The organism is Ferrigenium sp. UT5 (assembly GCF_045866295.1).
Lineage (GTDB): Bacteria > Pseudomonadota > Gammaproteobacteria > Burkholderiales > Gallionellaceae > Sideroxyarcus.
Map to the genome: position 1 here is coordinate 49,572 of NZ_BAAFRY010000009.1, position 21,905 is coordinate 71,476.

The 21,905-nt window shown below is 61.7% G+C and carries 22 protein-coding genes and 1 riboswitch; of the genes, 16 read left to right on the forward strand and 6 right to left on the reverse strand.

Annotated elements, in window-relative coordinates; all coding sequences use genetic code 11:
- The first annotated feature begins 6 nt into the window (after positions 1-6).
- The 4 genes from metK (at position 7) to metF (ending at position 4,251) form a co-directional block, all read left to right on the forward strand.
- A complete protein-coding gene (metK, locus tag ACKTSJ_RS04970) occupies positions 7-1,170 on the forward strand; it encodes a methionine adenosyltransferase (RefSeq protein WP_407897982.1) in 1,164 nt (387 codons plus the stop codon).
- A gap of 202 nt (positions 1,171-1,372) precedes the next feature.
- A riboswitch (S-adenosyl-L-homocysteine riboswitch) is annotated at positions 1,373-1,463 on the forward strand.
- A gap of 26 nt (positions 1,464-1,489) precedes the next feature.
- Positions 1,490-2,890, forward strand: a complete 1,401-nt coding sequence (ahcY, locus tag ACKTSJ_RS04975) for an adenosylhomocysteinase (protein WP_407897984.1) — start codon at positions 1,490-1,492, stop codon at positions 2,888-2,890.
- Between the two features lie 166 nt (positions 2,891-3,056).
- A complete protein-coding gene (locus ACKTSJ_RS04980) occupies positions 3,057-3,437 on the forward strand; it encodes a phage holin family protein (protein WP_407898057.1) in 381 nt (126 codons plus the stop codon).
- Entirely contained in the window at positions 3,412-4,251 is an 840-nt protein-coding gene (metF, locus tag ACKTSJ_RS04985; RefSeq protein ID WP_407897986.1) for a methylenetetrahydrofolate reductase [NAD(P)H], read from the forward strand. Before ACKTSJ_RS04980 ends, metF begins: the two co-directional genes overlap by 26 nt.
- Positions 4,252-4,446: 195 nt before the next feature.
- Here metF and rplS read toward each other — a convergent pair whose 3' ends face one another.
- From rplS to ACKTSJ_RS05010, 5 genes are all read right to left on the reverse strand, one after another.
- Positions 4,447-4,815 (reverse strand): 50S ribosomal protein L19, encoded by a 369-nt coding sequence (gene rplS, locus ACKTSJ_RS04990; RefSeq protein ID WP_407897988.1) that lies wholly within the window; start codon positions 4,813-4,815, stop codon positions 4,447-4,449.
- Complete coding sequence (trmD, locus tag ACKTSJ_RS04995; protein WP_407897990.1) at positions 4,812-5,588, reverse strand: tRNA (guanosine(37)-N1)-methyltransferase TrmD; 777 nt, start codon at positions 5,586-5,588, stop codon at positions 4,812-4,814. The genes rplS and trmD overlap by 4 nt, the downstream gene beginning before the upstream one ends.
- Positions 5,589-5,597: 9 nt before the next feature.
- Positions 5,598-6,095 (reverse strand): ribosome maturation factor RimM, encoded by a 498-nt coding sequence (gene rimM / locus ACKTSJ_RS05000; RefSeq protein ID WP_407897992.1) that lies wholly within the window; start codon positions 6,093-6,095, stop codon positions 5,598-5,600.
- Positions 6,096-6,108: 13 nt separating this feature from the next.
- Positions 6,109-6,363 carry a 30S ribosomal protein S16 gene (gene rpsP, locus ACKTSJ_RS05005; RefSeq protein ID WP_407897994.1) on the reverse strand — a complete coding sequence of 85 codons (255 nt, stop codon included), beginning with the start codon at positions 6,361-6,363 and terminating at the stop codon, positions 6,109-6,111.
- Between the two features lie 96 nt (positions 6,364-6,459).
- Positions 6,460-7,272: an inner membrane protein YpjD gene (locus ACKTSJ_RS05010; protein ID WP_407897996.1), complete on the reverse strand. Its 813-nt coding sequence runs from the start codon at positions 7,270-7,272 to the stop codon at positions 6,460-6,462.
- Between the two features lie 95 nt (positions 7,273-7,367).
- On the opposite strand from ACKTSJ_RS05010, the gene ffh reads away from it, so the two are divergent.
- From ffh to rng, 11 genes are all read left to right on the forward strand, one after another.
- On the forward strand, positions 7,368-8,720 hold the full coding sequence (ffh, locus tag ACKTSJ_RS05015) for a signal recognition particle protein (protein ID WP_407897998.1): 1,353 nt from the start codon (positions 7,368-7,370) through the stop codon (positions 8,718-8,720).
- A 113-nt stretch (positions 8,721-8,833) separates the two neighbouring features.
- A complete protein-coding gene (locus tag ACKTSJ_RS05020; RefSeq protein WP_407898000.1) occupies positions 8,834-9,538 on the forward strand; it encodes an HAD-IA family hydrolase in 705 nt (234 codons plus the stop codon).
- A 135-nt stretch (positions 9,539-9,673) separates the two neighbouring features.
- A complete protein-coding gene (gene ilvA / locus ACKTSJ_RS05025; RefSeq protein WP_407898002.1) occupies positions 9,674-11,191 on the forward strand; it encodes a threonine ammonia-lyase, biosynthetic in 1,518 nt (505 codons plus the stop codon).
- A 43-nt stretch (positions 11,192-11,234) separates the two neighbouring features.
- Entirely contained in the window at positions 11,235-11,849 is a 615-nt protein-coding gene (locus tag ACKTSJ_RS05030; protein ID WP_407898004.1) for a 5-formyltetrahydrofolate cyclo-ligase, read from the forward strand.
- A 162-nt stretch (positions 11,850-12,011) separates the two neighbouring features.
- On the forward strand, positions 12,012-14,678 hold the full coding sequence (gene aceE, locus ACKTSJ_RS05035; protein WP_407898006.1) for a pyruvate dehydrogenase (acetyl-transferring), homodimeric type: 2,667 nt from the start codon (positions 12,012-12,014) through the stop codon (positions 14,676-14,678).
- Positions 14,679-14,692: 14 nt separating this feature from the next.
- Positions 14,693-15,979 (forward strand): dihydrolipoyllysine-residue acetyltransferase, encoded by a 1,287-nt coding sequence (gene aceF / locus ACKTSJ_RS05040; protein ID WP_407898008.1) that lies wholly within the window; start codon positions 14,693-14,695, stop codon positions 15,977-15,979.
- Positions 15,980-15,982: 3 nt separating this feature from the next.
- Positions 15,983-16,648: a nicotinate-nucleotide adenylyltransferase gene (gene nadD, locus ACKTSJ_RS05045; protein WP_407898010.1), complete on the forward strand. Its 666-nt coding sequence runs from the start codon at positions 15,983-15,985 to the stop codon at positions 16,646-16,648.
- Positions 16,642-16,995 carry a ribosome silencing factor gene (gene rsfS, locus ACKTSJ_RS05050; RefSeq protein ID WP_407898012.1) on the forward strand — a complete coding sequence of 118 codons (354 nt, stop codon included), beginning with the start codon at positions 16,642-16,644 and terminating at the stop codon, positions 16,993-16,995. Before nadD ends, rsfS begins: the two co-directional genes overlap by 7 nt.
- Positions 16,996-17,133: 138 nt before the next feature.
- Positions 17,134-17,604 carry a 23S rRNA (pseudouridine(1915)-N(3))-methyltransferase RlmH gene (gene rlmH, locus ACKTSJ_RS05055; protein WP_407898014.1) on the forward strand — a complete coding sequence of 157 codons (471 nt, stop codon included), beginning with the start codon at positions 17,134-17,136 and terminating at the stop codon, positions 17,602-17,604.
- Positions 17,605-17,732: 128 nt separating this feature from the next.
- The gene (locus ACKTSJ_RS05060) at positions 17,733-18,353 is read left to right on the forward strand and encodes a Maf family protein (protein WP_407898016.1); all 621 of its coding nucleotides are present in this window, start codon (positions 17,733-17,735) and stop codon (positions 18,351-18,353) included.
- On the forward strand, positions 18,350-19,804 hold the full coding sequence (rng, locus tag ACKTSJ_RS05065; protein ID WP_407898018.1) for a ribonuclease G: 1,455 nt from the start codon (positions 18,350-18,352) through the stop codon (positions 19,802-19,804). Before ACKTSJ_RS05060 ends, rng begins: the two co-directional genes overlap by 4 nt.
- A gap of 61 nt (positions 19,805-19,865) precedes the next feature.
- Here rng and ACKTSJ_RS05070 read toward each other — a convergent pair whose 3' ends face one another.
- Positions 19,866-20,714 carry an SDR family oxidoreductase gene (locus ACKTSJ_RS05070; RefSeq protein WP_407898020.1) on the reverse strand — a complete coding sequence of 283 codons (849 nt, stop codon included), beginning with the start codon at positions 20,712-20,714 and terminating at the stop codon, positions 19,866-19,868.
- A gap of 104 nt (positions 20,715-20,818) precedes the next feature.
- Here ACKTSJ_RS05070 and ACKTSJ_RS05075 point away from each other — a divergent pair, with 104 nt between their 5' ends.
- Positions 20,819-21,820, forward strand: a complete 1,002-nt coding sequence (locus ACKTSJ_RS05075; protein WP_407898021.1) for a CDP-6-deoxy-delta-3,4-glucoseen reductase — start codon at positions 20,819-20,821, stop codon at positions 21,818-21,820.
- The last annotated feature ends 85 nt before the right edge of the window (positions 21,821-21,905 follow it).

The following is a 21,905-nucleotide window of genomic DNA, read 5'->3' on the forward strand; positions in this document are numbered from 1 at the left end:
AGCGCCATGAGCGAATATTTTTTTACATCCGAGTCCGTGTCCGAGGGCCATCCGGACAAGGTCGCCGACCAAATCTCCGACGCCATCGTGGACGCGATTCTAGCGCAGGACAGGCATTCCCGTATCGCTGCCGAGACCCTGTGCAACACCGGACTGGTCGTGCTGGCGGGCGAGATCACCACCGCCGCCAACGTCGATTACATCCAGGTCGCGCGCGACACCATCAAGCGCATCGGCTACGATAACACCGAATACGGCATCGACTACAAAGGCTGCGCCGTGCTGGTGGCCTATGACAAGCAGAGCCCGGACATCGCCCAGGGCGTGAACAAGGCATACGACGACGGTCTCGACCAGGGCGCCGGCGACCAGGGTCTGATGTTCGGCTACGCCTGCCGCGAGACCGACGTGCTGATGCCGCTGCCGATCCACCTGTCGCACCGCATCGTCGAACGCCAGGCGCAACTGCGCCACGACGGACGTTTGCCCTGGCTGCGTCCCGACGCGAAATCGCAAGTCACCATCAAATACGTGGACGGCGTGCCAGACCGCATCGACACCGTGGTGCTCTCCACCCAGCACGCGCCAGAAATGACGCTGGAACAGATCCGCGAAGCGGCCATCGAAGAAATCATCAAGCCGGTGCTGCCCAAGGAACTGATCAAGGACGAGATCAAATATCTGGTGAACCCGACCGGGCGTTTCGTGGTCGGCGGCCCGCAGGGCGACTGCGGCCTGACCGGACGCAAGATCATCGTCGATACCTACGGCGGCGCGGCCCCGCACGGTGGCGGCGCGTTCTCCGGCAAGGACCCGTCCAAGGTGGACCGCTCCGCTGCCTACGCCGGCCGTTATGTGGCGAAGAACATCGTCGCCGCCGGTCTGGCCGACAAGTGCCTGATCCAGATCTCCTATGCCATCGGCGTGGCCCGTCCCACCAGCGTGATGGTCACCACTTACGGCACCGGCAAGATTTCCGACGAGAAGATTGCCGAGCTGGTGCAGAAGCATTTCGACCTGCGCCCGAAAGGTATCGTGCAGATGCTCGACCTGCTGCGCCCGATCTACCAGAAGACGGCCGCCTACGGCCACTTTGGCCGCGAGGAACCGGAATTCAAGTGGGAAAACACAGACAAAGCAGCCGCGCTTCGCGCGGATGCCGGGCTGTAAGCCCGCCCCCGCAGGGTGGTCTGTGTTTCGGCGAAGGCTAACATCGCTTGCGATGTTAAGGTGCAAAGTACCGGCCGAAGCCAAAACACAGACAAGGCCGCAGCTTTGAGGGCTGACGCAGGCTTATAGGCAATCCTTGTGTGGGTCGGACTTTAGTCCGACATGTCGGGTTGAAACCCGGCCTACATTTCGTATCACCCACCCCGCCGAGGGGCGCTGCAGCAGTCACCGCGTTGGTGAACCTGTCAGGCTCGGCGGAAGTGGTTCAACCGTAGCAACGGCGCCCATTCATTAACTTATCAAATGAATGGAGTGCATCATGTCTAAAGACTACGTCATCGCCGACATCAATCTGGCCTCGTGGGGACGCAAGGAAATCGCCATCGCCGAGCATGAGATGCCCGGCCTGATGGCCATCCGCGAGGAATTCGCCAAGACCCAACCGCTGAAGGGCGCGCGCATCACCGGCTCGCTGCACATGACCATCCAGACCGCCGTGCTGATCGAGACGCTGACCGCGCTCGGTGCGCAAGTGCGTTGGGCATCGTGCAACATCTTCTCCACGCAAGACCACGCCGCAGCCGCCATCGCGGCGGGGGGGACACCCGTGTTTGCCGTCAAAGGCGAAACGCTAACTGAATACTGGGACTACACCCACCGCATCTTCGAGTGGGCGGATGGCGGTTATTCCAACATGATCCTGGACGACGGCGGCGACGCCACCCTGCTGCTGCACCTCGGTGCACGCGCCGAGAAGGATGCGTCCCTCATCAGCAAGCCGAGCTCCGAAGAAGAGACCTGCCTGTTCGCGGCCATCAAGGCCAAACTGGCCGCCGATCCGAAGTGGTACTCCACCCGTCTGGCGCAGATCAAGGGCGTGACCGAGGAGACCACCACCGGCGTGCACCGCCTGTACCAGATGCACCAGCGCGGCGAACTGAAGTTCCCCGGCATCAACGTGAACGACTCCGTCACCAAGTCCAAGTTCGACAACCTGTACGGCTGCCGCGAATCGCTGGTGGACGGCATCAAGCGCGCCACCGACGTGATGATCGCGGGCAAGATCGCGGTGATCTGCGGTTACGGCGATGTGGGCAAGGGCTCGGCTCAGGCGATGCGCGCGCTGTCGGCGCAGGTGTGGGTCACCGAGATCGACCCAATCTGCGCGCTGCAGGCCGCGATGGAAGGCTACCGCGTGGTCACCATGGAATACGCCGCCGACAAGGCCGACATCTTCGTCACCACCACCGGCAACTTCCACGTCATCACCCATGACCACATGGTGAAGATGAAGAACAACGCCATCGTCTGCAACATCGGCCACTTCGACAACGAGATCGATGTCGCCTCGCTGGAGCAATACCAGTGGGAAGAGATCAAGCCGCAGGTCGATCACATCATCTTCCCGGATGGCCATCGCATTATTCTGCTGGCCCAGGGGCGTCTGGTGAACCTCGGTTGCGGCACCGGCCATCCGTCTTACGTGATGTCCTCTTCCTTCGCCAACCAAACCATCGCCCAGATCGAGCTATGGACAGAACGCGACTCCGGCAAGTACCCCGTCGGCGTTTATACCTTGCCCAAACATCTGGACGAGAAGGTCGCGCGCCTGCAGCTGAAGACGCTGAACGCGCAACTGACCGAGCTGACCGACCAGCAGGCGGCTTACATCAACGTGCCGAAGGAAGGTCCTTACAAGGCCGACCACTATCGTTATTGATTGCGTCCGTCATTCCCCGTGCAGCCTGAATGCACGCCGGCATGTCGGACTGAAGTCCGACCCACAAAACCCGCCCGCATCCTGTGGGGCGGGTTTTAACCCGACGCTGTTTCAGCGGGTCTTGCTGCACAGGGAACGTCGGCACCGTATTTGGTACACTCAAAGCATGCTTCCAAGACTACTGCTCATCTGGACCTTGAATTCGCTGGCGTTGATCGCGGTGGCGAGCTTCGTGCCGGGCATCCACGTGGATGGATTCATGGCGGCGTTTATTGCCGCTTTTGTGCTGGGTCTGGTCAACACGCTGATCCGCCCGGTCTTTCTGGTGCTGACATTGCCGGTCACCGTGCTGACGCTGGGACTGTTCATTTTCGTCATCAACGGTCTGATGTTCTGGTTTGCGGGTTCGATCTTGAAAGGATTCGTTGTCGACAGCTTCTGGCACGGAGTCATGGGCGCCGTTCTTTACAGCATTTTTTCCTGGGCGCTGTCCGCAGCCGCCGCACAAATTGCGAGGAAACATGGCCAATACACCAATAAGCTTTGAATTCTTTCCGCCGCAGACGCCGGAAGGTTCCGACAAATTAACCGATGTGCGCAAGCGGCTGGCGGTGCTCAAGCCGGAGTTTTTCTCCTGCACCTTTGGCGCGGGCGGTACAACACAAGACCGCACCCTGGATACCATCAAGCTGATCCACGCCGAAGGGCATCAGGCTGCCCCTCACCTTTCCTGTGTGGGCTCGACACGCGAGAACATCCGCGCCCTGCTGTTCGCCTACAAGGAAATGGGCATCCGGCGCATCGTTGCCTTGCGCGGGGATATGCCCTCCGGCATGGGCAGCATCGGTGAATTCCATTACGCCAATGAACTGGTGTCATTCATCCGCGCCCAGACCGGCGCGCACTTCCACATCGAAGTCGCCGCCTATCCCGAGTTCCACCCGCAGGCAAACTCGGCGCGCGAGGACATGCTCAACTTCAAACACAAGATCAGCGCGGGCGCCAACTCGGCCATCACCCAATATTTCTACAACGCGGATGGCTACTTCCGCTTCGTGGACGAGACGCGCAAGCTGGGTGTCACCGCGCCGATTGTGCCGGGCATCATGCCCATCGTGCGCTACTCGCAACTGGCACGCTTCTCCGACACCTGCGGCGCGGAAATCCCGCGCTGGATGCGCAAGACCATGGAAGGTTTCGGCGACGATGTGGAGTCGGTGCAGGCCTTCGGCCGCGATGTGGTCACCGCACTGTGCGAGAAACTCATCGCGGGCGGCGCACCCGGACTCCATTTCTACACGCTGAACCAGGCCGATGCCTCGCTGGAAATCTTGAAGCGGCTGGGGTACCGTGGGAGGTAGCCGAATATCCAGGGTCAAGCCCCCACAGCAACAGGTCAGGCGAAACTCTCGGCGATGTCAGAGAATAGAAACGGGAGCCGAAGCTCCCGTTCTTGTTTGCCGCAGAACCGTTGCTTACGCAGCAGTTTTGCGGGCAGGCAGTTTTTAGTTCCGACATCACGCCTGCGTTTGCAGGCATGAGTCTGCACTGAAAACTCAGCCCGCCTTGCGGGCAGGCAGTTTTTCCTTGATCCGTGCCGATTTGCCGGAACGGTCGCGCAGGTAGTACAGCTTGGCGCGGCGCACGTCGCCGCGGCGCTTCAGTTCGATACTGGCGATGCTGGGCGAATAGGTCTGGAAGGTACGTTCCACGCCTTCGCCGGAGGATACCTTGCGCACGATGAAGCTGGAGTTCAGCCCCTTGTTGCGCTTGGCGATCACCACGCCTTCGAAAGATTGCACGCGCTTGCGCTCGCCTTCGATCACGTTCACGCCGACCACGACGGTGTCGCCGGGGCCGAATTCGGGAATGGTCTTGCCCAGGCGGGCGATTTCTTCTTTTTCGAGAATGCCGATCAGATTCATTTTGTTTCCTCTTCTTGTGCTGAAGCTTGTTCCTGCTGGTACTGAGCCAGTAGCCGAGCTTCCTGTTTAGTCAACTGGCGATGTGCCAGCAAATCCGGACGACGTTCCGCAGTCCTGCCTAATGCCTGCTTCAATCGCCACTTCTCTATCTCGGCGTGGTGCCCGGACAGCAACACTTCCGGAACGCCCTCGCCGTTATAAACCTCGGGCCGCGTGTAGTGCGGACAATCCAGCAGACCTTGCACGAAAGAATCCTGCTGCGCCGATGCCTCGTCACCCAATACCCCGGGTATCTGCCGCACCACGCTGTCCATCACCACCATCGCCGCCAACTCGCCACCGGACAACACATAGTCCCCGATGGAAAGCTCTTCATCCACCTGGCTGCGCAACAGGCGCTCATCCACGCCTTCGTAACGACTCGCCAGCAAGATCAATCCTTCGTCCCGCGCCAGCAGTTCCATCACCACGTCGTGGGTGAGCGGCCTGCCTTGCGGCGAGAGGTGGATCACCCGACTCTTCTTCGCTCCGCTGGCGACCTGCGCTGCTTTCGCTGCGCGGATCGCCTTTTCCAGCGGTTCCGCCAACATCACCATCCCGGGACCGCCGCCGTAGGGACGGTCGTCGATGGTGCGGTAGTTGTCGGTTGTAAAATCGCGCGGATTCCACGCTTGCAACTCGAACTTGCCCAGTTCTACCGCCTTGCGCGTCACCCCAAACCGGGTGATCGCGTCAAACATTTCGGGGAACAGGGTGATTACATCAAATCGCATGGCGATCCATCATTTGAGGTAATCCGCCTGCCAGTCCACCCGGATTGTCCTGTTCTGCAAATCGACCTGCCGAATCACGCTGGCGATGAACGGGATCAGGGTTTCACCGCTCGCCGCTTTGACCACCAGCACATCGTTGGCACCGGTCTCCAGCAGCGAGTCCACCGTGCCGAAGGCATGTCCCTCCAAGTTCTGCACCGACAGTCCGATCAGATCGGACCAGTAGTACTCGCCTTCCTTTTCCGGTGGCAACCAATCCCGCGGGATGCCGACCAGCCGGCCTTTGTATCGTTCTGCAGCGGTTCGATCGGTGATGCCTTGCAGTTTGGCGATCAGCACTTTCCCGTGAACATTCGCCTCGATCACCTGCAGCGCCTGCCAGGTAGTCTCGTCCCCCAGATACCAGGAGGTGTAATCCAGCAGGCTGTCCAGATACTCGGTAAAGACCTGGATTTTTAACCAACCCTGCAAGCCTTGCGCGGCGACCACTTTACCCATGACAACCATGGGTTCTGCAGGATCAGGCCTTGGCTGTTGCACCGGCTTTTTTGACCAGACGGCCTACGGTCTCGCTCAACTGCGCGCCCTTGTCCTGCCAGTGCGTCACGCGATCCAGCTGGATGCGCAGGCTTTCGCCGCCTTCGGCCGCCAGCGGATTGTAAAACCCGACGCGCTCGATGTAGCGGCCGTCACGACGATTGCGGGAGTCCGCCACCACCACGTTGTAGTAAGGACGATTCTTCGAACCGCCGCGAGAAAGACGAATGACTACCATAACGATTATCCAGTAATTGACTTTGGCCCATGCCAAAAGGGCGCGAATTCTACGATACCTCGTTGAATTTTGGCAAGGATTGTTTCGCGAAGGGGGTCAGCGGTGCAAAATGACTTCCAGCACGAACTGGGTGCCCAGATAGGCAAGGAATAGGAAAACAAAGCCGCTCAAGGTCCAGCGCACGGCAGTATGGCCGCGCCAGCCATAGAAATGATGGCCCAGCAGCAGCACCCCGAAAACCACCCACGACAGCATGCCAAACAGCACTTTGTGCGTGAATTGCAAGGGATGGCCGAATATCTGATCGGAAAAGAGGAAACCGGAAACGACCGTCACCGTCAGAATCAGGAAACCCGTCCCGATCACCCGAAACAGCAAGGTCTCCATGGTCATCAGCGGCGGCAGGCTCTTGAGCACCTCCGGCATTCTGGCGTGGTGCAGCCGTTTCTCGACCAGCGCAATCAACCCGGCATGCAGGGCAGCGATGGTGAACAGGCTGTAGGCCAGCAAAGCCATCAGCACGTGGGTATCGAACAGGCCGGAAGGCGATTGCATCAACATGCGCGGACTGGGGAAGAGAGCAGGCAATGCTGCGGCGATGGCCGCCAGTGGCAGCATCAGGGTCAGCAGACTGGCAATCGGATAAAACCGCCGCGCCAGCCAATACACCAGCACGGTCAGCCACAGAATGAGGGAAAGCGCATAGGCCAGCCCCAGATTGAGCGTGCCCCAGATAAAGAGGGTGTCGTACAACAGCCAGCCGTGCAGCAACAAAGGGACGATCACGGCGAACCCGAGCGCGCCGCGGTTTTTCTGCTCGGCGCTGCCCGCCGACTGCGCGCGCCAGAACAGAATCGCCAGCACGGCATACAGGGCAAAGGTCAGCAGATACAGGACTGGGTTCGACATTGGGCGGGCAGATGTTTTAGACTGTGCGAATTCTACAGGAAGCGCCGTTGAGTGTCTGCCGCGCCGCGCCTCCGCACACCGGGACTGAAAAAATCATGCTGGACAACCTCACGCAACGCTTTGGCGGCATCATCAAGAACCTGCGCGGTCAGGCTCGCCTGACCGAAAGCAACATCCAGGATGCCCTGCGCGAAGTGCGCCTGGCACTGCTGGAGGCCGACGTCGCGCTGCCGGTGGTCAAGGATTTCATCGCCAAGGTCAAGGCAGCGGCGCTGGGACAGGAAGTCATCGGCAATCTGAATCCGGGACAGGCGCTGATCGGGGTGGTGAACCGCGAACTGACCCGCCTGATGGGCGAACACAACGATGCGCTGAATCTTGCCACGGTGCCGCCCGCCGTGATCCTGATGGCCGGTTTGCAGGGGGCGGGCAAGACCACCAGCAGCGGCAAGCTGGCAAAATTATTGAGCGAGCAGAACAAGAAGAAAGTGCTCCTGGTCAGCTGCGACGTGTATCGCCCCGCCGCCATCGAGCAACTGCGCACGCTGGCAGAGCAGCTCAAGATCGACTTCTTCCCCTCCGACATATCGCAGAAACCGCAGGCCATCGCGCTGGCCGCACACGACTGGGCAAAGAAGCATCACCACGACGTGCTGATTGTGGACACCGCCGGTCGCCTTGCCGTGGACGCCGCGATGATGGCGGAGATCAAGGAACTGCACGCGGCATTGCAACCTATCGAGACCCTGTTTGTGGTCGATGCGATGACCGGCCAGGACGCGGTCAATACCGCCAAGGCCTTCGGCGACGCGCTGCCGCTGACCGGCGTGATCCTGACCAAACTGGACGGCGATGCGCGCGGCGGCGCGGCGCTGTCGGTGCGACAAATCACCGGCAAGCCGATCAAGTTCGTCGGTGTCAGCGAGAAACCCAACGGCCTCGAAGCCTTCCATCCCGAGCGCATGGCGCAGCGCATTCTCGGCATGGGCGACGTGCTGTCCCTGCTGGAAGAAGCGCAGCGCAATGTCGATCATGCCGAAGCGGCCAAGCTGGCGAAGAAAGTGCAGAGCGGCAAGGGCTTCGACCTCAACGACTTCAAGATGCAGATCGTGCAGATGCGCAAGATGGGCGGCATGTCGGCGCTGATGGACAAGCTGCCCGCGCAACTGGCGCAGGCCGCGGCCGGAGCGAAAGTCGATGAACGCCAGATCAACCGCACCGAAGGCATCATCAACTCGATGACCCCGTACGAACGGTCGCACCCCGAGCAGATCAAGGCCTCGCGCAAGAAGCGCATCGCCGCAGGTTCCGGCGTGCAGGTGATGCACGTCAACCAGTTGCTGAACCAGTTCGAGCAATCGCAGAAGATGATGAAGATGTTCAGCGGCAAAGGTGGCATGGCCAAGATGATGCGCGGCATGGCAGGAAAATTTCCGGGGATGCGCTAAAAACAAATCAGCCACGGATGAACACAGATGAAACACGGATTGAGTTGGTTTTTTTCGTGAAGATCCGCGTTCGTCCGTGGCCGGTTAGATTTTGAATTCACAAGGACTCAAACATGACACTCAAAGCAATTATTTTCGATGTGGACGGCACGCTGGCGGATACCGAAGACGGCCACCGCAAATCCTTCAACAAGGCGTTCGCCGAAAACAATCTTCCCTGGAACTGGGACGTCGCACTGTACGACAAACTGCTCAAAGTCACCGGCGGCAAGGAACGCATCAAATATTTCGTTTCGGATTTTTTGCAGGGCTACACCAAGCCGGACAAATACGACGATTTCGTCAAACATCTGCATGCGGTGAAGACCGGCCACTACACCGCCATGCTGCGCGAAGGCGCGATCCCGTTGCGTCCCGGCATCAAGCAACTGATCCATGAAGCACGCGCCAGCGGCATCATGCTGGCCATTGCCACCACCACTACCGCCGCAAACGTGAGCGCCCTGCTGGAAGTCGGCCTGGGCCAAGATTGGGCAAGCTCCTTCGCGGTCAACGGCTGCGGCGACATCGTGCCGCACAAGAAACCCGCGCCGGACATTTACAACTGGGTGCTGAACGAACTCCAACTGGCGCCCGACGACTGCATCGCATTGGAAGATTCCTACAACGGCCTGCAGTCTGCGCTGGCCGCGGGGATCAAGACCTACGTCACCACCAACCCCTATACCATCAGGCAGGATTTCACCGGGGCGGCGGGCGTATTGCCGGACTTGAGCGACCTGCCAGGTTTTTACAAGATGATCGGGCTGCGCGCTTAAAATCAAACGCCTCCCAACATCCCCGTGTGAGGGGGCTGGAGGAAGTTAAGAAGCTTCATCCCAAGCGTGGCATAAGACAGCAAACCCCATTTCCTGCTACCCTTGCGGCCAATATATGTTTAGCCGCAAATCATCATGCAGAGTTATCTGAAGCGCATCCTCACCGCCCGCGTGTATGACGTGGCCCTCGAAACGCCGCTGGAACACGCGCCCAGCTTGTCTGCGCGCACCGGCAACACCATCCTGTTCAAGCGCGAGGACATGCAGCCCGTGTTCTCGTTCAAGTTGCGCGGCGCCTACAACAAGATGGCGCACTTGTCCCCCGCGCAACTCAGGCAGGGCGTGATCGCCGCCTCGGCGGGCAACCATGCGCAAGGCGTGGCGCTTTCCGCACATCGCCTGGGGTGCAAAGCCGTCATCGTGATGCCGACCACCACGCCGCAGGTGAAGATCGATGCGGTGCGCCACTTCGGCCAGCGCGCGGTGGAAATTGTGCTGCACGGCGACAGTTACAGCGATGCCTACGCCCACGCCCTTGCGCTGGAAAAGGAAAAACAGCTCACCTTCGTGCACCCCTTTGACGACCCGGATGTCATTGCCGGACAGGGCACCATCGGCATGGAAATTTTGCGCCAGCATCAGGGTGACATCCACGCCATCTTCTGCGCCATCGGCGGCGGCGGTCTGATCGCGGGCGTGGCGTCCTACGTCAAGCAGGTGCGTCCCGACATCCGGATCGTCGGCGTGCAGACCACCGATTCCGACGCGATGTATCGCTCGCTCAAGGCCGGAAAGCGCGTCACGCTCGACGACGTCGGCCTGTTTTCCGACGGCACGGCGGTCAAATACGTGGGCGAAGAGACCTTCCGCATCTGCAAAAAATATGTGGATGAAGTCATCTTGGTCGATACCGACGAAGTGTGCGCGGCCATCAAGGACGTGTTCCAGGACACGCGCTCCATCCTAGAACCGGCCGGCGCGCTGGCGGTCGCGGGTGCGAAGCTGTACGCCAAGCGCGAACAGCTCAAAGGCGAGACGCTCGTCTCGGTCGCCTGCGGGGCGAACATGAACTTCGACCGCCTGCGCTTCGTCGCCGAGCGCGCCGAGATCGGCGAGAAACGCGAGGCCATTCTCGCCGTCACCATCCCGGAAACCCCGGGCAGCTTCCGCAAGTTCTGCGCGCTGCTCGGCCGCCGCAACATCACCGAATTCAACTACCGCTACGCCGACCCCAAGGCGGCGCAGGTGTTCGTCGGCATCCAGGTAAAAGACCAGACGGAAGCCTCCGATCTTATCGAAAAGTTGCAACGCAGCAAATTGCCCACCCTGGATTTGAGCGACAACGAAATGGCCAAGCTGCATCTGCGCCACTTGGTCGGCGGCCACGCGCCCGAAGCCAGGGACGAAATCCTGTTCCGCTTCGAATTCCCCGAGCGTCCCGGCGCGCTGATGAATTTTCTCAACAGCATGAGCCACAACTGGAACATCTCGCTGTTCCACTACCGCAACCACGGCGCGGATTACGGTCGGGTACTGGTCGGGATGCAAGTACCAAAGACCGACAAAAAGGCGCTCAAGACCTTCCTCGACACCCTGGGCTATCCGTACTGGGACGAGAGCGACAACCCCGCATACCGACTTTTTCTCGGCTAATGAATTCAAATGGGATTGGATGCCACCAATTTAGCCGCAATGATTGCATTTGGCCGACATGGCGCCCTCTCCCTCTGACATCCGGGCTAGGAAGCAGGCACTGCGGCAACGTATAATCGCGGCCCGCGACCAGCTGACACCAACCTTACAGGCGCACTGGAGCGGAGAGATCGTCCGCCGGCTATGCGGCCTGGCAAGCTATAAAACAGCGCGAACGGTGCTGGGCTATCTGAACTTCGGCTCGGAGTGGCACAGCGAGTTGTGGGTGCGGCAAGCATTGGCGGACGGCAAGCGGGTGCTGTTGCCGCGCGTGAACAAAGCCGGCCGGCATCTGGACTTGTACCAGATCGGCAACTTGGGGGACGATGTGGCACCGGGCGCTTACGGCATCCGCGAACCTGTCGCCGGGCGGTGCCGGCGCTTCGATGCGCCGGGCGAAATCGACCTGATTCTGCTGCCCGGCGTTGCCTTCGACCGCGCCGGGGGACGCCTGGGCTACGGCGGCGGTTTTTTCGACCGCTTGCTGGCGCGCTGGCCGCAACAGCCGTCCCTGGTTGCCGCCGCCTTTGCGTTGCAGGTGGTCGAAGAGATACCGCTGGAAAGCACTGACCGCAAGATCGATTGGCTGGTGACAGAAAACGAAACGACACGTTGTTAGGGCGCGTCTGAAAATTCAGAGTTCGCCCAAATGCAAGGCGTGAAGGAAATTCCGCAGCGCCGCATATGATGTATATGCAAGCAAGGAATTCCCGCCACAACGAAGCAGTTGGGATGAAATCTGGATTTTAAGAAGCACCCGTTATTTAGGGAGAGAGTAAAGATGGCGACGCAACAACCCGACTACGATGCGCAGGAAACACAGGAATGGCTGGATTCGCTCCAGTCCGTGCTGGAACAGGAAGGCGCCGAGCGCGCCCACTTCCTGATCGATCAGCTCATCAACCATGCGCGCCTCGCCGGCGACGATATGCCGATCAGCGCGACCACGCCCTACATCAACACCATCCCGCTGGACAAGGAGGAACGTTCACCGGGCAGTCACGAGATGGAACACCGCATTCGCGCGCTGATGCGCTGGAACGCGATGGCCATCGTGCTGAACGCAAACAAGGAGTCGTCCGAACTGGGCGGGCACATCGCCAGCTTCGCTTCGGCGGCGACGCTTTATGACGTGGGCTTCAACCATTTCTTCCACGGCAAGACCGACCAGCACGGCGGCGACCTGGTGTATTTCCAGGGCCATTCCTCGCCCGGCATGTACGCGCGCGCCTTCCTCGAAGGCCGCCTGACGGAAGAACAACTGTACAAGTTCCGCCAGGAAGTCGATGGCGGCGGCCTGTCCTCCTATCCGCACCCGTGGCTGATGCCTAACTTCTGGCAGTTTCCCACCGTGTCGATGGGCCTCGGCCCGCTGATGGCGATTTATCAGGCGCGCTTCATGCGCTATCTGCAACACCGCAATCTGGCCCAGACCGAGGGGCGCAAGGTATGGGCTTACCTCGGCGACGGCGAGACGGACGAGCCGGAATCGTTGGGCGCGATCTCGATGGCGGGACGCGAAAAACTCGACAACCTGATCTTCGTCATCAACTGCAACCTGCAGCGCCTGGACGGCCCGGTGCGCGGCAACGGCAAGATCATCCAGGAACTGGAAGGCGTGTTCCGCGGCGCCGGCTGGAACGTGATCAAGGTGGTGTGGGGCGGCAAATGGGACCGCCTGCTGGCCAAGGACAAGAGCGGCCTGTTGCTGAAGCGCATGGAAGAAGTGGTGGACGGCGAATACCAGACGTACAAGTCGCGCGACGGCGCTTTCGTGCGCCAGCACTTCTTCGGCAAATATCCCGAGTTGCTGGAACTGGTCGCCGACATGTCCGACGACGAGATCTTCCGCCTGAACCGCGGCGGGCATGATCCGCACAAGGTGTTTGCGGCCTATGCGGCGGCCTCCAAACACAAAGGCCAGCCGACGGTCATCCTCGCCAAGACGGTGAAGGGTTACGGCATGGGCTCGTCCGGTGAAGCACAGAACCCGACCCACCAGCAAAAAAAGATGGACGGCGAATCGCTGCGCAAATTCCGCGACCGCTTCAACATCCCGGTCACCGACGAAGAATTGCCGAAACTGCCGTTCGTGCGCCCGGCCAAGGATAGCCAGGAAGAGAAATACCTGAAGCAGCGTTGTACCGAGATGGGCACCCTGCCCGCGCGCGAACCGCTGGCGCACCCGCTCAACATCCCGCCGCTGGAGGCGTTTTCCGCCCTGCTCAAAGACAGTGAGGGGCGCGAGTTTTCCACCACGATGGCGTTCGTGCGCCTGCTCGGCGTGCTGGTGAAAGACAAGGCGATCGGCCGCCAGATCGTGCCGATCGTACCGGACGAATCGCGCACCTTCGGCATGGAAGGCATGTTCCGCCAGCTCGGCATCTTCTCGCAGGTGGGGCAGCTCTATACCCCGCAGGATGCCGACCAGCTGATGTTCTACAAGGAAGACCAGACCGGGCAGATCCTGCAGGAAGGTATCAACGAGGCGGGCGGCATGGCGGACTGGATCGCGGCGGCCACCGCCTATGCCAACCACGGTGTGGCGATGATCCCGTTCTACATCTACTACTCGATGTTCGGCTTCCAGCGCATCGGCGACATGGCGTGGGCTGCGGGCGACCTGCGTTCGCGCGGCTTCCTCGTCGGCGGCACCGCCGGGCGCACCACGCTGAACGGCGAGGGCTTGCAGCATCAGGACGGCCACAGCCACCTGATGGCCGCGACCATTCCCAACTGCGTGTCCTACGATCCGACCTTCGCCTACGAACTCGCGGTCATCATCCAGCACGGCATGGAGCGCATGTATCACAAACAGGAAGACGTGTTCTATTACCTGACCGTGATGAACGAGAACTACGCCCACCCGGCCATGCCCAAGGGCGCGGAAGAAGGCATCATCCGGGGGATGTACAAGTTCAGCGCGGGCGGCAGCGGCAAGGGAGAGGCGAAGAAGCCTCGCGTCCAGTTGCTGGGCAGCGGCACCATCCTGCGCGAGGTGATCGCCGCCGGCGAATTGCTGGCAAAGGATTTTGGCGTCGCCGCCGATGTGTGGAGTGTGACCAGTTTCAACGAGCTGCGCCGCGACGGCATCGACTGCGAACGGTGGAATACCCTGCATCCGGAAGCGAAGCCGCGCGTGAGCTATGTCGAACAATGTCTGGCGGCAGATACGCCGGTCGTCGCCGCGACCGATTACATCCGCGCCTATGCCGACCAGATCCGGCCCTACGTCAAGGCTTCCTACAAGACGCTGGGCACGGACGGTTTCGGCCGCTCCGACACGCGCAAGAAACTGCGCCACTTCTTCGAGGTGGACCGCTTCTACGTCGCCGTAGCCGCATTGAAGGCGCTGGCTGACGCAGGCAAAGTGGAGGCGAAGGAAGTGAGCCGCGCGATCAAGCTGTACCAGATCAATGCGGACAAGCCGAATCCCACCACGGTGTAATCAAGGAGAACGACGTGGCAGAAACCAATAAAGTACAAGTACCGGACATCGGCGGATTCAAGGGAGTGACCGTCATCGAAGTCGCGGTAAAGGCCGGCGACACGATTGCGGCCGAGCAGACCTTGATCACGCTGGAGACCGACAAGGCAACCATGGATGTGCCGGCGCCGTTTGCCGGCGTGGTCAAGGAAATGAAGATCAAGGTCGGCGACAAGGTATCGGAAGGCGATCTGATCGCGCTGGTCGAGGGCAGCGCCGCCAGCCAGGCAGCGCCTGCCCCGGCACCGGCATCTGCACCCGCCCCGCAAGCCGCCGCACCCGCACCGGTCGCCGCAAAACCGGCCCCCGCCCCTGCCGCACCCGCTGTGTCCGCACCCGCACCGGCCGCGGGCGGCAACGCGCATGCCAGCCCGTCCATCCGCCGCTTCGCGCGCGAGCTGGGGGTGAACCTGGCGCTCGTCGGCGGCAGCGGCGAAAAAGGCCGCGTCACCCGGGACGACGTGCAGAACTTCGTCAAGCAGGCGCTGGCCAAACCGCAGGGAGCAGCTCCCGGCGGCGCCCTGCCCGGCCTGTTGCCGTGGCCGGACGTGGACTTCGCCAAATTTGGCGAAATCGAAACCAGACCGCTGTCGCGCATCAAGAAGATCTCCGGCGCCAACCTGCACCGCAATTGGGTGATGATCCCGCATGTGACGCAGTTCGAGGAGGCCGACATCAGCGAGATGGAGGCTTTCCGCAAGGAACTGGGCGCGGAATACGCCAAGCAGAACATCAAGATCACGCCGCTGGCGTTCATGCTCAAGGCGTGCGCGCTGACCCTCAAGCATTTCCCGGACTTCAACGCTTCGCTGGATGCCTCCGGCGAAACGCTGATCGTGAAAAAATATATCCACATCGGCGTGGCCGTGGACACGCCGAATGGCCTGATGGTGCCGGTGATCCGCGACGTGGACCAGAAGGGCATCGTGCAACTGGCGAAAGAATTGGGCGAAGTGAGCACCAAGGCGCGCGACCTGAAGATCAGTGCTGCCGACATGCAGGGCGGTTGCTTCTCCATCTCCAGCCTGGGCGGCATCGGCGGCACCGCCTTCACCCCCATCATCAACGCGCCGGAAGTCGCCATCCTCGGCGTGTCGCGTGCCAGCATGAAGCCGGTGTGGAAGGACGGCGAGTTCGTGCCGCGCCTGATGCTGCCGCTGTCGCTGTCCTACGACCACCGCGTGATCGACGGCGCGGCTGCCGCGCGCTTCGCCACCTACCTGGCGCATGTGCTGTCCGACATGCGCCGGCTGGCACTGTAAGCAGTGGGCAGCGCGCCAATCGGAATCCTGGGGGGAACGTTCGATCCCGTCCACCACGGCCATCTGCGCATCGCGCAGGAAGCGCTGGAGCAGTGCGGACTGGCCAGGATATGCTTTGTCCCCAGCGGCACGCCGCCGCACCGCACCGCCCCCTGCGCATCGGCACAGGCGCGCTGGGAGATGGTGCGACTGGCCATCGCCGGCCATCCCGAATTCCAGGTCGATGTGCGCGAGGTGTTCCGCAGTGACCCCTGTTACACGGTGGATACACTGACCTCGCTGCGCGCCGAGCTGGGCTTGGCGCAGCCGCTGTGCCTGATTCTCGGCGGCGACGCGTTCCTGCAGTTGCACACCTGGCACGACTGGCGGCAATTGTTCGCGCTGGCGCATATCGTGGTGCTGCAACGGGCTGGCGGGCAACCGCTGGGCAATGCCATGGCGCAAGCCGATGCCGCGTTGCAGGCCGAATACCGCGCCCGCCTCGCCCCCGGCGCACTGGCGTTGCATGAGGCGCCTGCCGGCAGAATCTTCGTCGCCGACATGCCCGCCCTCGACATTTCCGCCACCGACATCCGCCGCCGTTGCGCGGAGAAAAAAAGCCTCCGTTCCCTCGTGCCGGATGCCGTCGTCCATTACATCCACACCCACTCACTCTATCGACCATGCTGAACGCAAAAGAAAAGACCCAGGCCATCGTGGCCGCGCTGGAAGACATCAAGGCGCTCGACATTGAAGTCATCGACACGCGCAAATTCAACTCGCTGTTTGAAACCATGGTGATCGCCAGCGCGCAATCGACGCGCCAGACCAAGGCGCTGGCCGACCACGTCGAGGAACAGTTGAAGGCGCGCGGCGAGACGGTATACGGCATCGAGGGCGGCGACAGCGGGGAATGGGTGCTGGTCGATATGGGCGATGTCATCGTCCATATCATGCAGCCGGCGGTGCGCGCCTATTACAATCTGGAAGAGCTGTGGGGCGTGCAACCGAAGCTGCGCGCCGGCGCAGGTAAATAAACCCGAAAAAACAATTGGGCCACGGATGAACACGGATGTTCACGGATGGACTCGAAAAGCTTGTGCTCGCTACGAGCTCCAATTTTGGTTTTGCATCCGTGTTTATCCGTGTAAATCTGTGGCTAAGCGAGGTTTGGAATGAAACTGCTGATCCTCGCGGTGGGCAACAGGATGCCGTCGTGGATCACCGAAGGCTTCAGCGAATACGCCAAGCGCATGCCGCGCGAGGCGAGGATCGAGCTGGTCGAGATCAAGCCGGAGCCGCGCACCACCGGCAAAACCACGGCGCAGATCATGGAAGCCGAAGCACAGCGCATCCTGGCTGCCCTGCCCGCTTCTGCACACTGCATCGCGCTGGACGAGCGCGGCGCAACCCCCACCACGAAACAGCTCGCGCAACAGATGCGGGACTGGATGCAACAGGGCAATGATGTCGCCTTCATCATCGGCGGCGCGGACGGCCTGCACAACACGGTCAAACAGCGCGCGCGGCAACTGCTGGCACTGTCCGCCCTCACCCTGCCGCACGGCATGGTGCGCGTACTGCTCGCCGAGCAACTTTACCGGGCGCACTCGCTGCTGCACAATCACCCCTATCACAGAGAATAAAAATACCGAGCCACAGATGAACGCCGCGCCATGCCGATGATGCCCAAACAGGAAACAACTCGCACTTCACCCCGCCCCGCCGTGAATATCCGTGTTCATCTGTGGCTGTTCTTGGCTTTTCCGGACCGATGAGCCACACCCATCCACGCATTTACCTTGCTTCGCAGAGCCCGCGCCGGCGCGAACTGCTGAAGCAGATCGGCGTCGGCTTCGATCTGCTGCTGTTGCGCAACGATCCGCGCCGCCAGATCGACGTGGACGAGTTGCCGCTGGCGCAGGAATCACCCGCCGTCTATGTCGAGCGGGTCTGCCGCGAGAAGGCGCAGGCCGCGCTGGAGGCACTGCGTCTGCGCGCCCTCCGCCCCGCGCCCATCCTGACCGCCGACACGGTGGTCGTCCTGGAACAGCAGATCATCGGCAAGCCCGAAGACAATGCGCACGCAGCGGAGATCCTGCGCCAACTGTCCGGACGCAGCCATGAAGTCATCACCGCCGTCGCGGTCGCCCTGGGCGAGCACACGGAATGCCGCGTCGTCAGCACGCGCATCCGCTTTGCGGCGCTCGACGAAGCGCGCATCCGGCGCTATCTCGCCAGCGGCGAAGCGCATGGCAAGGCGGGCGCCTATGGCATCCAGGGACAGGCCGCCGCGTTCGTCGAACATCTGGAAGGCAGCTATAGCGGCGTGGTCGGTCTGCCGCTGCACGAAACGGTAGAATTGCTCAAATCATTCGGCATCACTACCCCATGAACGAAGAAATTCTGATCAACGTCACGCCGCAGGAAACCCGCGTCGCCGTGATGCAGCAGGGCATCGTGCAGGAATTGCACATCGAGCGCGGCAGCCAGCGCGGGCTGGTCGGCAATGTGTATGTCGGTCGCGTGAAGCGCGTGCTGCCCGGCATGCAGTCCGCTTTCATCGACATCGGCCTGGAGCGCTCGGCCTTCCTCCATGTGGCCGACATCTGGGAGAACCGCATCGACGGCAGCCCGGCCAAGCCGATCGAGAAAGTCCTGTTCGAAGGACAGAGCGTTCTGGCACAGGTGATCAAGGACCCGATCGGCAGCAAGGGCGCGCGCCTGTCCACCCAGCTCAGTTTCGCCGGGCGCCTGCTGGTCTTCCTGCCGCAGGAGTCGCACATCGGCGTGTCGCAACGCATCGAGGACGAGGCGGAACGCGATGCCCTGCGCACCCGCCTGCTGCAAGTGTTGCCTGCCGGGCATGGCGGCGGCTACATCATCCGCACCCTGGCGGAGGGCGCCAGCGACGAAGAGCTGCGCACCGACATCGACTATCTCGACAAGTTGTGGCACAACCTGCAACAGCAGTCGCAACGCCTCGGCGCGCCCGCCCTGCTGTACAAGGAACTGGACATCAGCCTGCGCGTGTTGCGCGATTTCGCCAACGACAAGGTCGCCCGCATTCTGGTGGACTCGCGCGACACCCACCTGCGCATGCAGGAATTCGCCCGCGACTACAATGCGGCGGCGATGCACCGGCTCAATCATTACATCGGTGCGCGGCCGCTGTTCGACCTGTACGGGGTGGAGGAAGAAATCGAGTATGCCCTGTCCAAGCGGGTCGAGCTGAAATCGGGCGGCTACCTGATCATCGACCAGACCGAGGCGCTGACCACCATCGACGTCAACACCGGCGGCTTCGTCGGCGGGCGCAGTTTCGACGACACCATCTTCAAGACCAACCTGGAAGCGGCGCAGGTCATCGCGCGCCAACTGCGCCTGCGCAATCTGGGCGGCATCATCATTTGCGACTTCATCGACATGGACTCGCAGGAACATCGCGACGGCGTGCTGGCGGAGTTCAAGAAAATGCTCGCGTTCGACCGCACCCGGATCAACGTCCACGGTTTCTCGGCACTGGGCCTGATCGAGATGACGCGCAAGCGCACCCGCGAGAGTCTGGCCCACGTGCTGTGCGAACCGTGCCCCGTCTGCCAGGGACGCGGCGAGTTGAAGACGGCGCAGACCGTGTGTTACCAGATTCTGCGCGAGATCGTGCGCGAGGCGCGCCAGTTCAATGCGCGCGAATACCGCATCCTCGCCTCGCAACAGGTGATCGACCTGTTCCTCGACGAGGAATCGCAGAGCCTCGCCCAGCTTTCCGACTTCATCGCCAAGCCGGTCTCGCTGCAAGTCGAGACGCAATATAGCCAGGAACAATACGACGTCATCCTGATGTAGGCAGCCAACAGCCGCCCACCCCAAAAACCCAACCGGGTTCGGATTCGGCGCGTCCTGAAAATCAGGGAAAATCCAGACCCGGATAGCGCAACCGCACGCACAGTTCGCGCTTCATCCTGTCATTGCGCAAACGGCGCGATTCGTTCATGAACGACCACATCATCGGTGACACCTGTTGCTGCACCGCAGCGCGCGGCAAACGCGGCGGGTGCGGCAGGCCGTGCGCATCGGCAACGGCATCGAAGTAATCGCCCATCCTCATCTCGTCGTCGTCCACCGCGTGATAGATCCGGTTCGGACGGGCATGGCGCAAGGCCGCGAGCAGGATGCGCGCCAGATCGTCGGCATGGATGTGATTGCTGTACCCGTCTTCGGCGGCGAGGATGGCCGGCAGCCCCGCGCGCAGGCGTTCCAGCGGCAGGCGCTCCGCGGCATAGATGCCGGGCACGCGCAGAATCGAGGCACTCACCCGGTTGCGCGCCGCCCAGTGGCGGATTTGCTGCTCGGCATCGAGGCGCAGCAGCGCGCGCCGGGTTTGCGCGCGCGGCGGGCGCGTCTCGCTCACCCACGCCCCGGCGCAATCGCCATAGACGCCGCTGGTGCTGATATAGACCAGACGCGCCGGCACACGGCCCTGTGCCAGCGCCGCCAGCAGATTGCGGGTGCGCCCATCCCGCGCGCCGCGCCCGTCTGGCGGGGCCAGATACAGCACGGTTTGCGCCAGTCCGGCCAGGCGGCGCAGGCTGTGCCGGTCATCCAGATCGCCGCTCAAGGGCGTGACCCCCAGACCGCGCAGCGATGCGCCCTGCGCCGGATTGCGCAGCAGGGCGTACAGGCGGAAATGCCCCGCCAGCAGCGGGATCGTGCGCCGCGCGATGTCCCCGCAGCCGATGATGAGCAGATTATTCATGCCGCGATTATGCCGCACCGCGAGCTGCGCCCACAGCCGACTTCACTCGCATCAAAGCGCGTCAGCCTGTAAAATCGCGCCCTCATTGCAAACGGGCTTCCTCCATGAGTTTCAAGATCACCATTCAGCCGAGCGGGCACACGTTCCCGGCCGCAGCCGACGACAGCATTCTGGAAGGCGCGCTGGCGCACGGTCTGCTGCTGCCCTACAGTTGCCGCAATGGCGCCTGCGGCGTGTGCAAAGGCAGGATTCTCGCGGGCAATGTCGATTACGGCGAATACCAGGACACCACCCTGACCCATGCGGAAAAAGCCGCCGGCATGGCGCTGTTCTGCTGCGCCAAACCGCTGTCGGACCTGGTGATCGAGAGCCACGAAGTGAGCCGGGCACAGGAAATTCCGGTGAAGATGCTGCCCTGCCGCGTGGAGAAAATGCAGAAAGTGGCGGATGACGTGATGGTGCTGTGGCTCAAGCTGCCGGCCAACGAGCGCTTGCAGTTCCTTGCCGGACAATACATCGACATCCTGCAGAAGGACGACAAGCCGCGCAGTTTCTCGCTGGCCAATGCGCCGCACGACGACGGCCTGCTGGAATTGCACGTGCGCCACATTCCCGGCGGAACGTTCACCGAGCAGGTGTTCACGCGCATGAGGGAGCGCGACATTCTGCGCATCAAGGGCCCGCTCGGCACTTTTTTCCTGCGCGAGGATAACGACCGGCCGATCATCTTCGTCGCCAGCGGCACCGGCTTTGCGCCGGTCAAAGCCATCATCGAGCACGCGCTCAAGATCGGCTTTCAGCGGGAGATGCATTTCTACTGGGGGGTGCGCAAGGTATCCGACCTGTACATGCTGGACAAGATCGGGGAATGGGAGAAGCTCGGCATCCGGTTCACGCCGGTGGTTTCGGATGAGGCCTGGCACGGGCGCACCGGCTTCGTGCACGACGCGGTGCTGCAGGATTTCAGCGATCTTTCCGCCTATGCGGTGTATGCCTGCGGCGCGCCGGTGATGGTCCAGGCCGCCCATCGCGATTTCAGCGCGCAACGCGGACTGCAGGATGACGCGTTCTTCAGTGACATGTTCACGTTCGCGCCGAAGCAATAGTTTCGATTTAACTGCATTCGTCCACGGATGAACACGGATTTTCACCGATAAACCGGGAACGATCACATCCGTTGCAAGCCCCTTC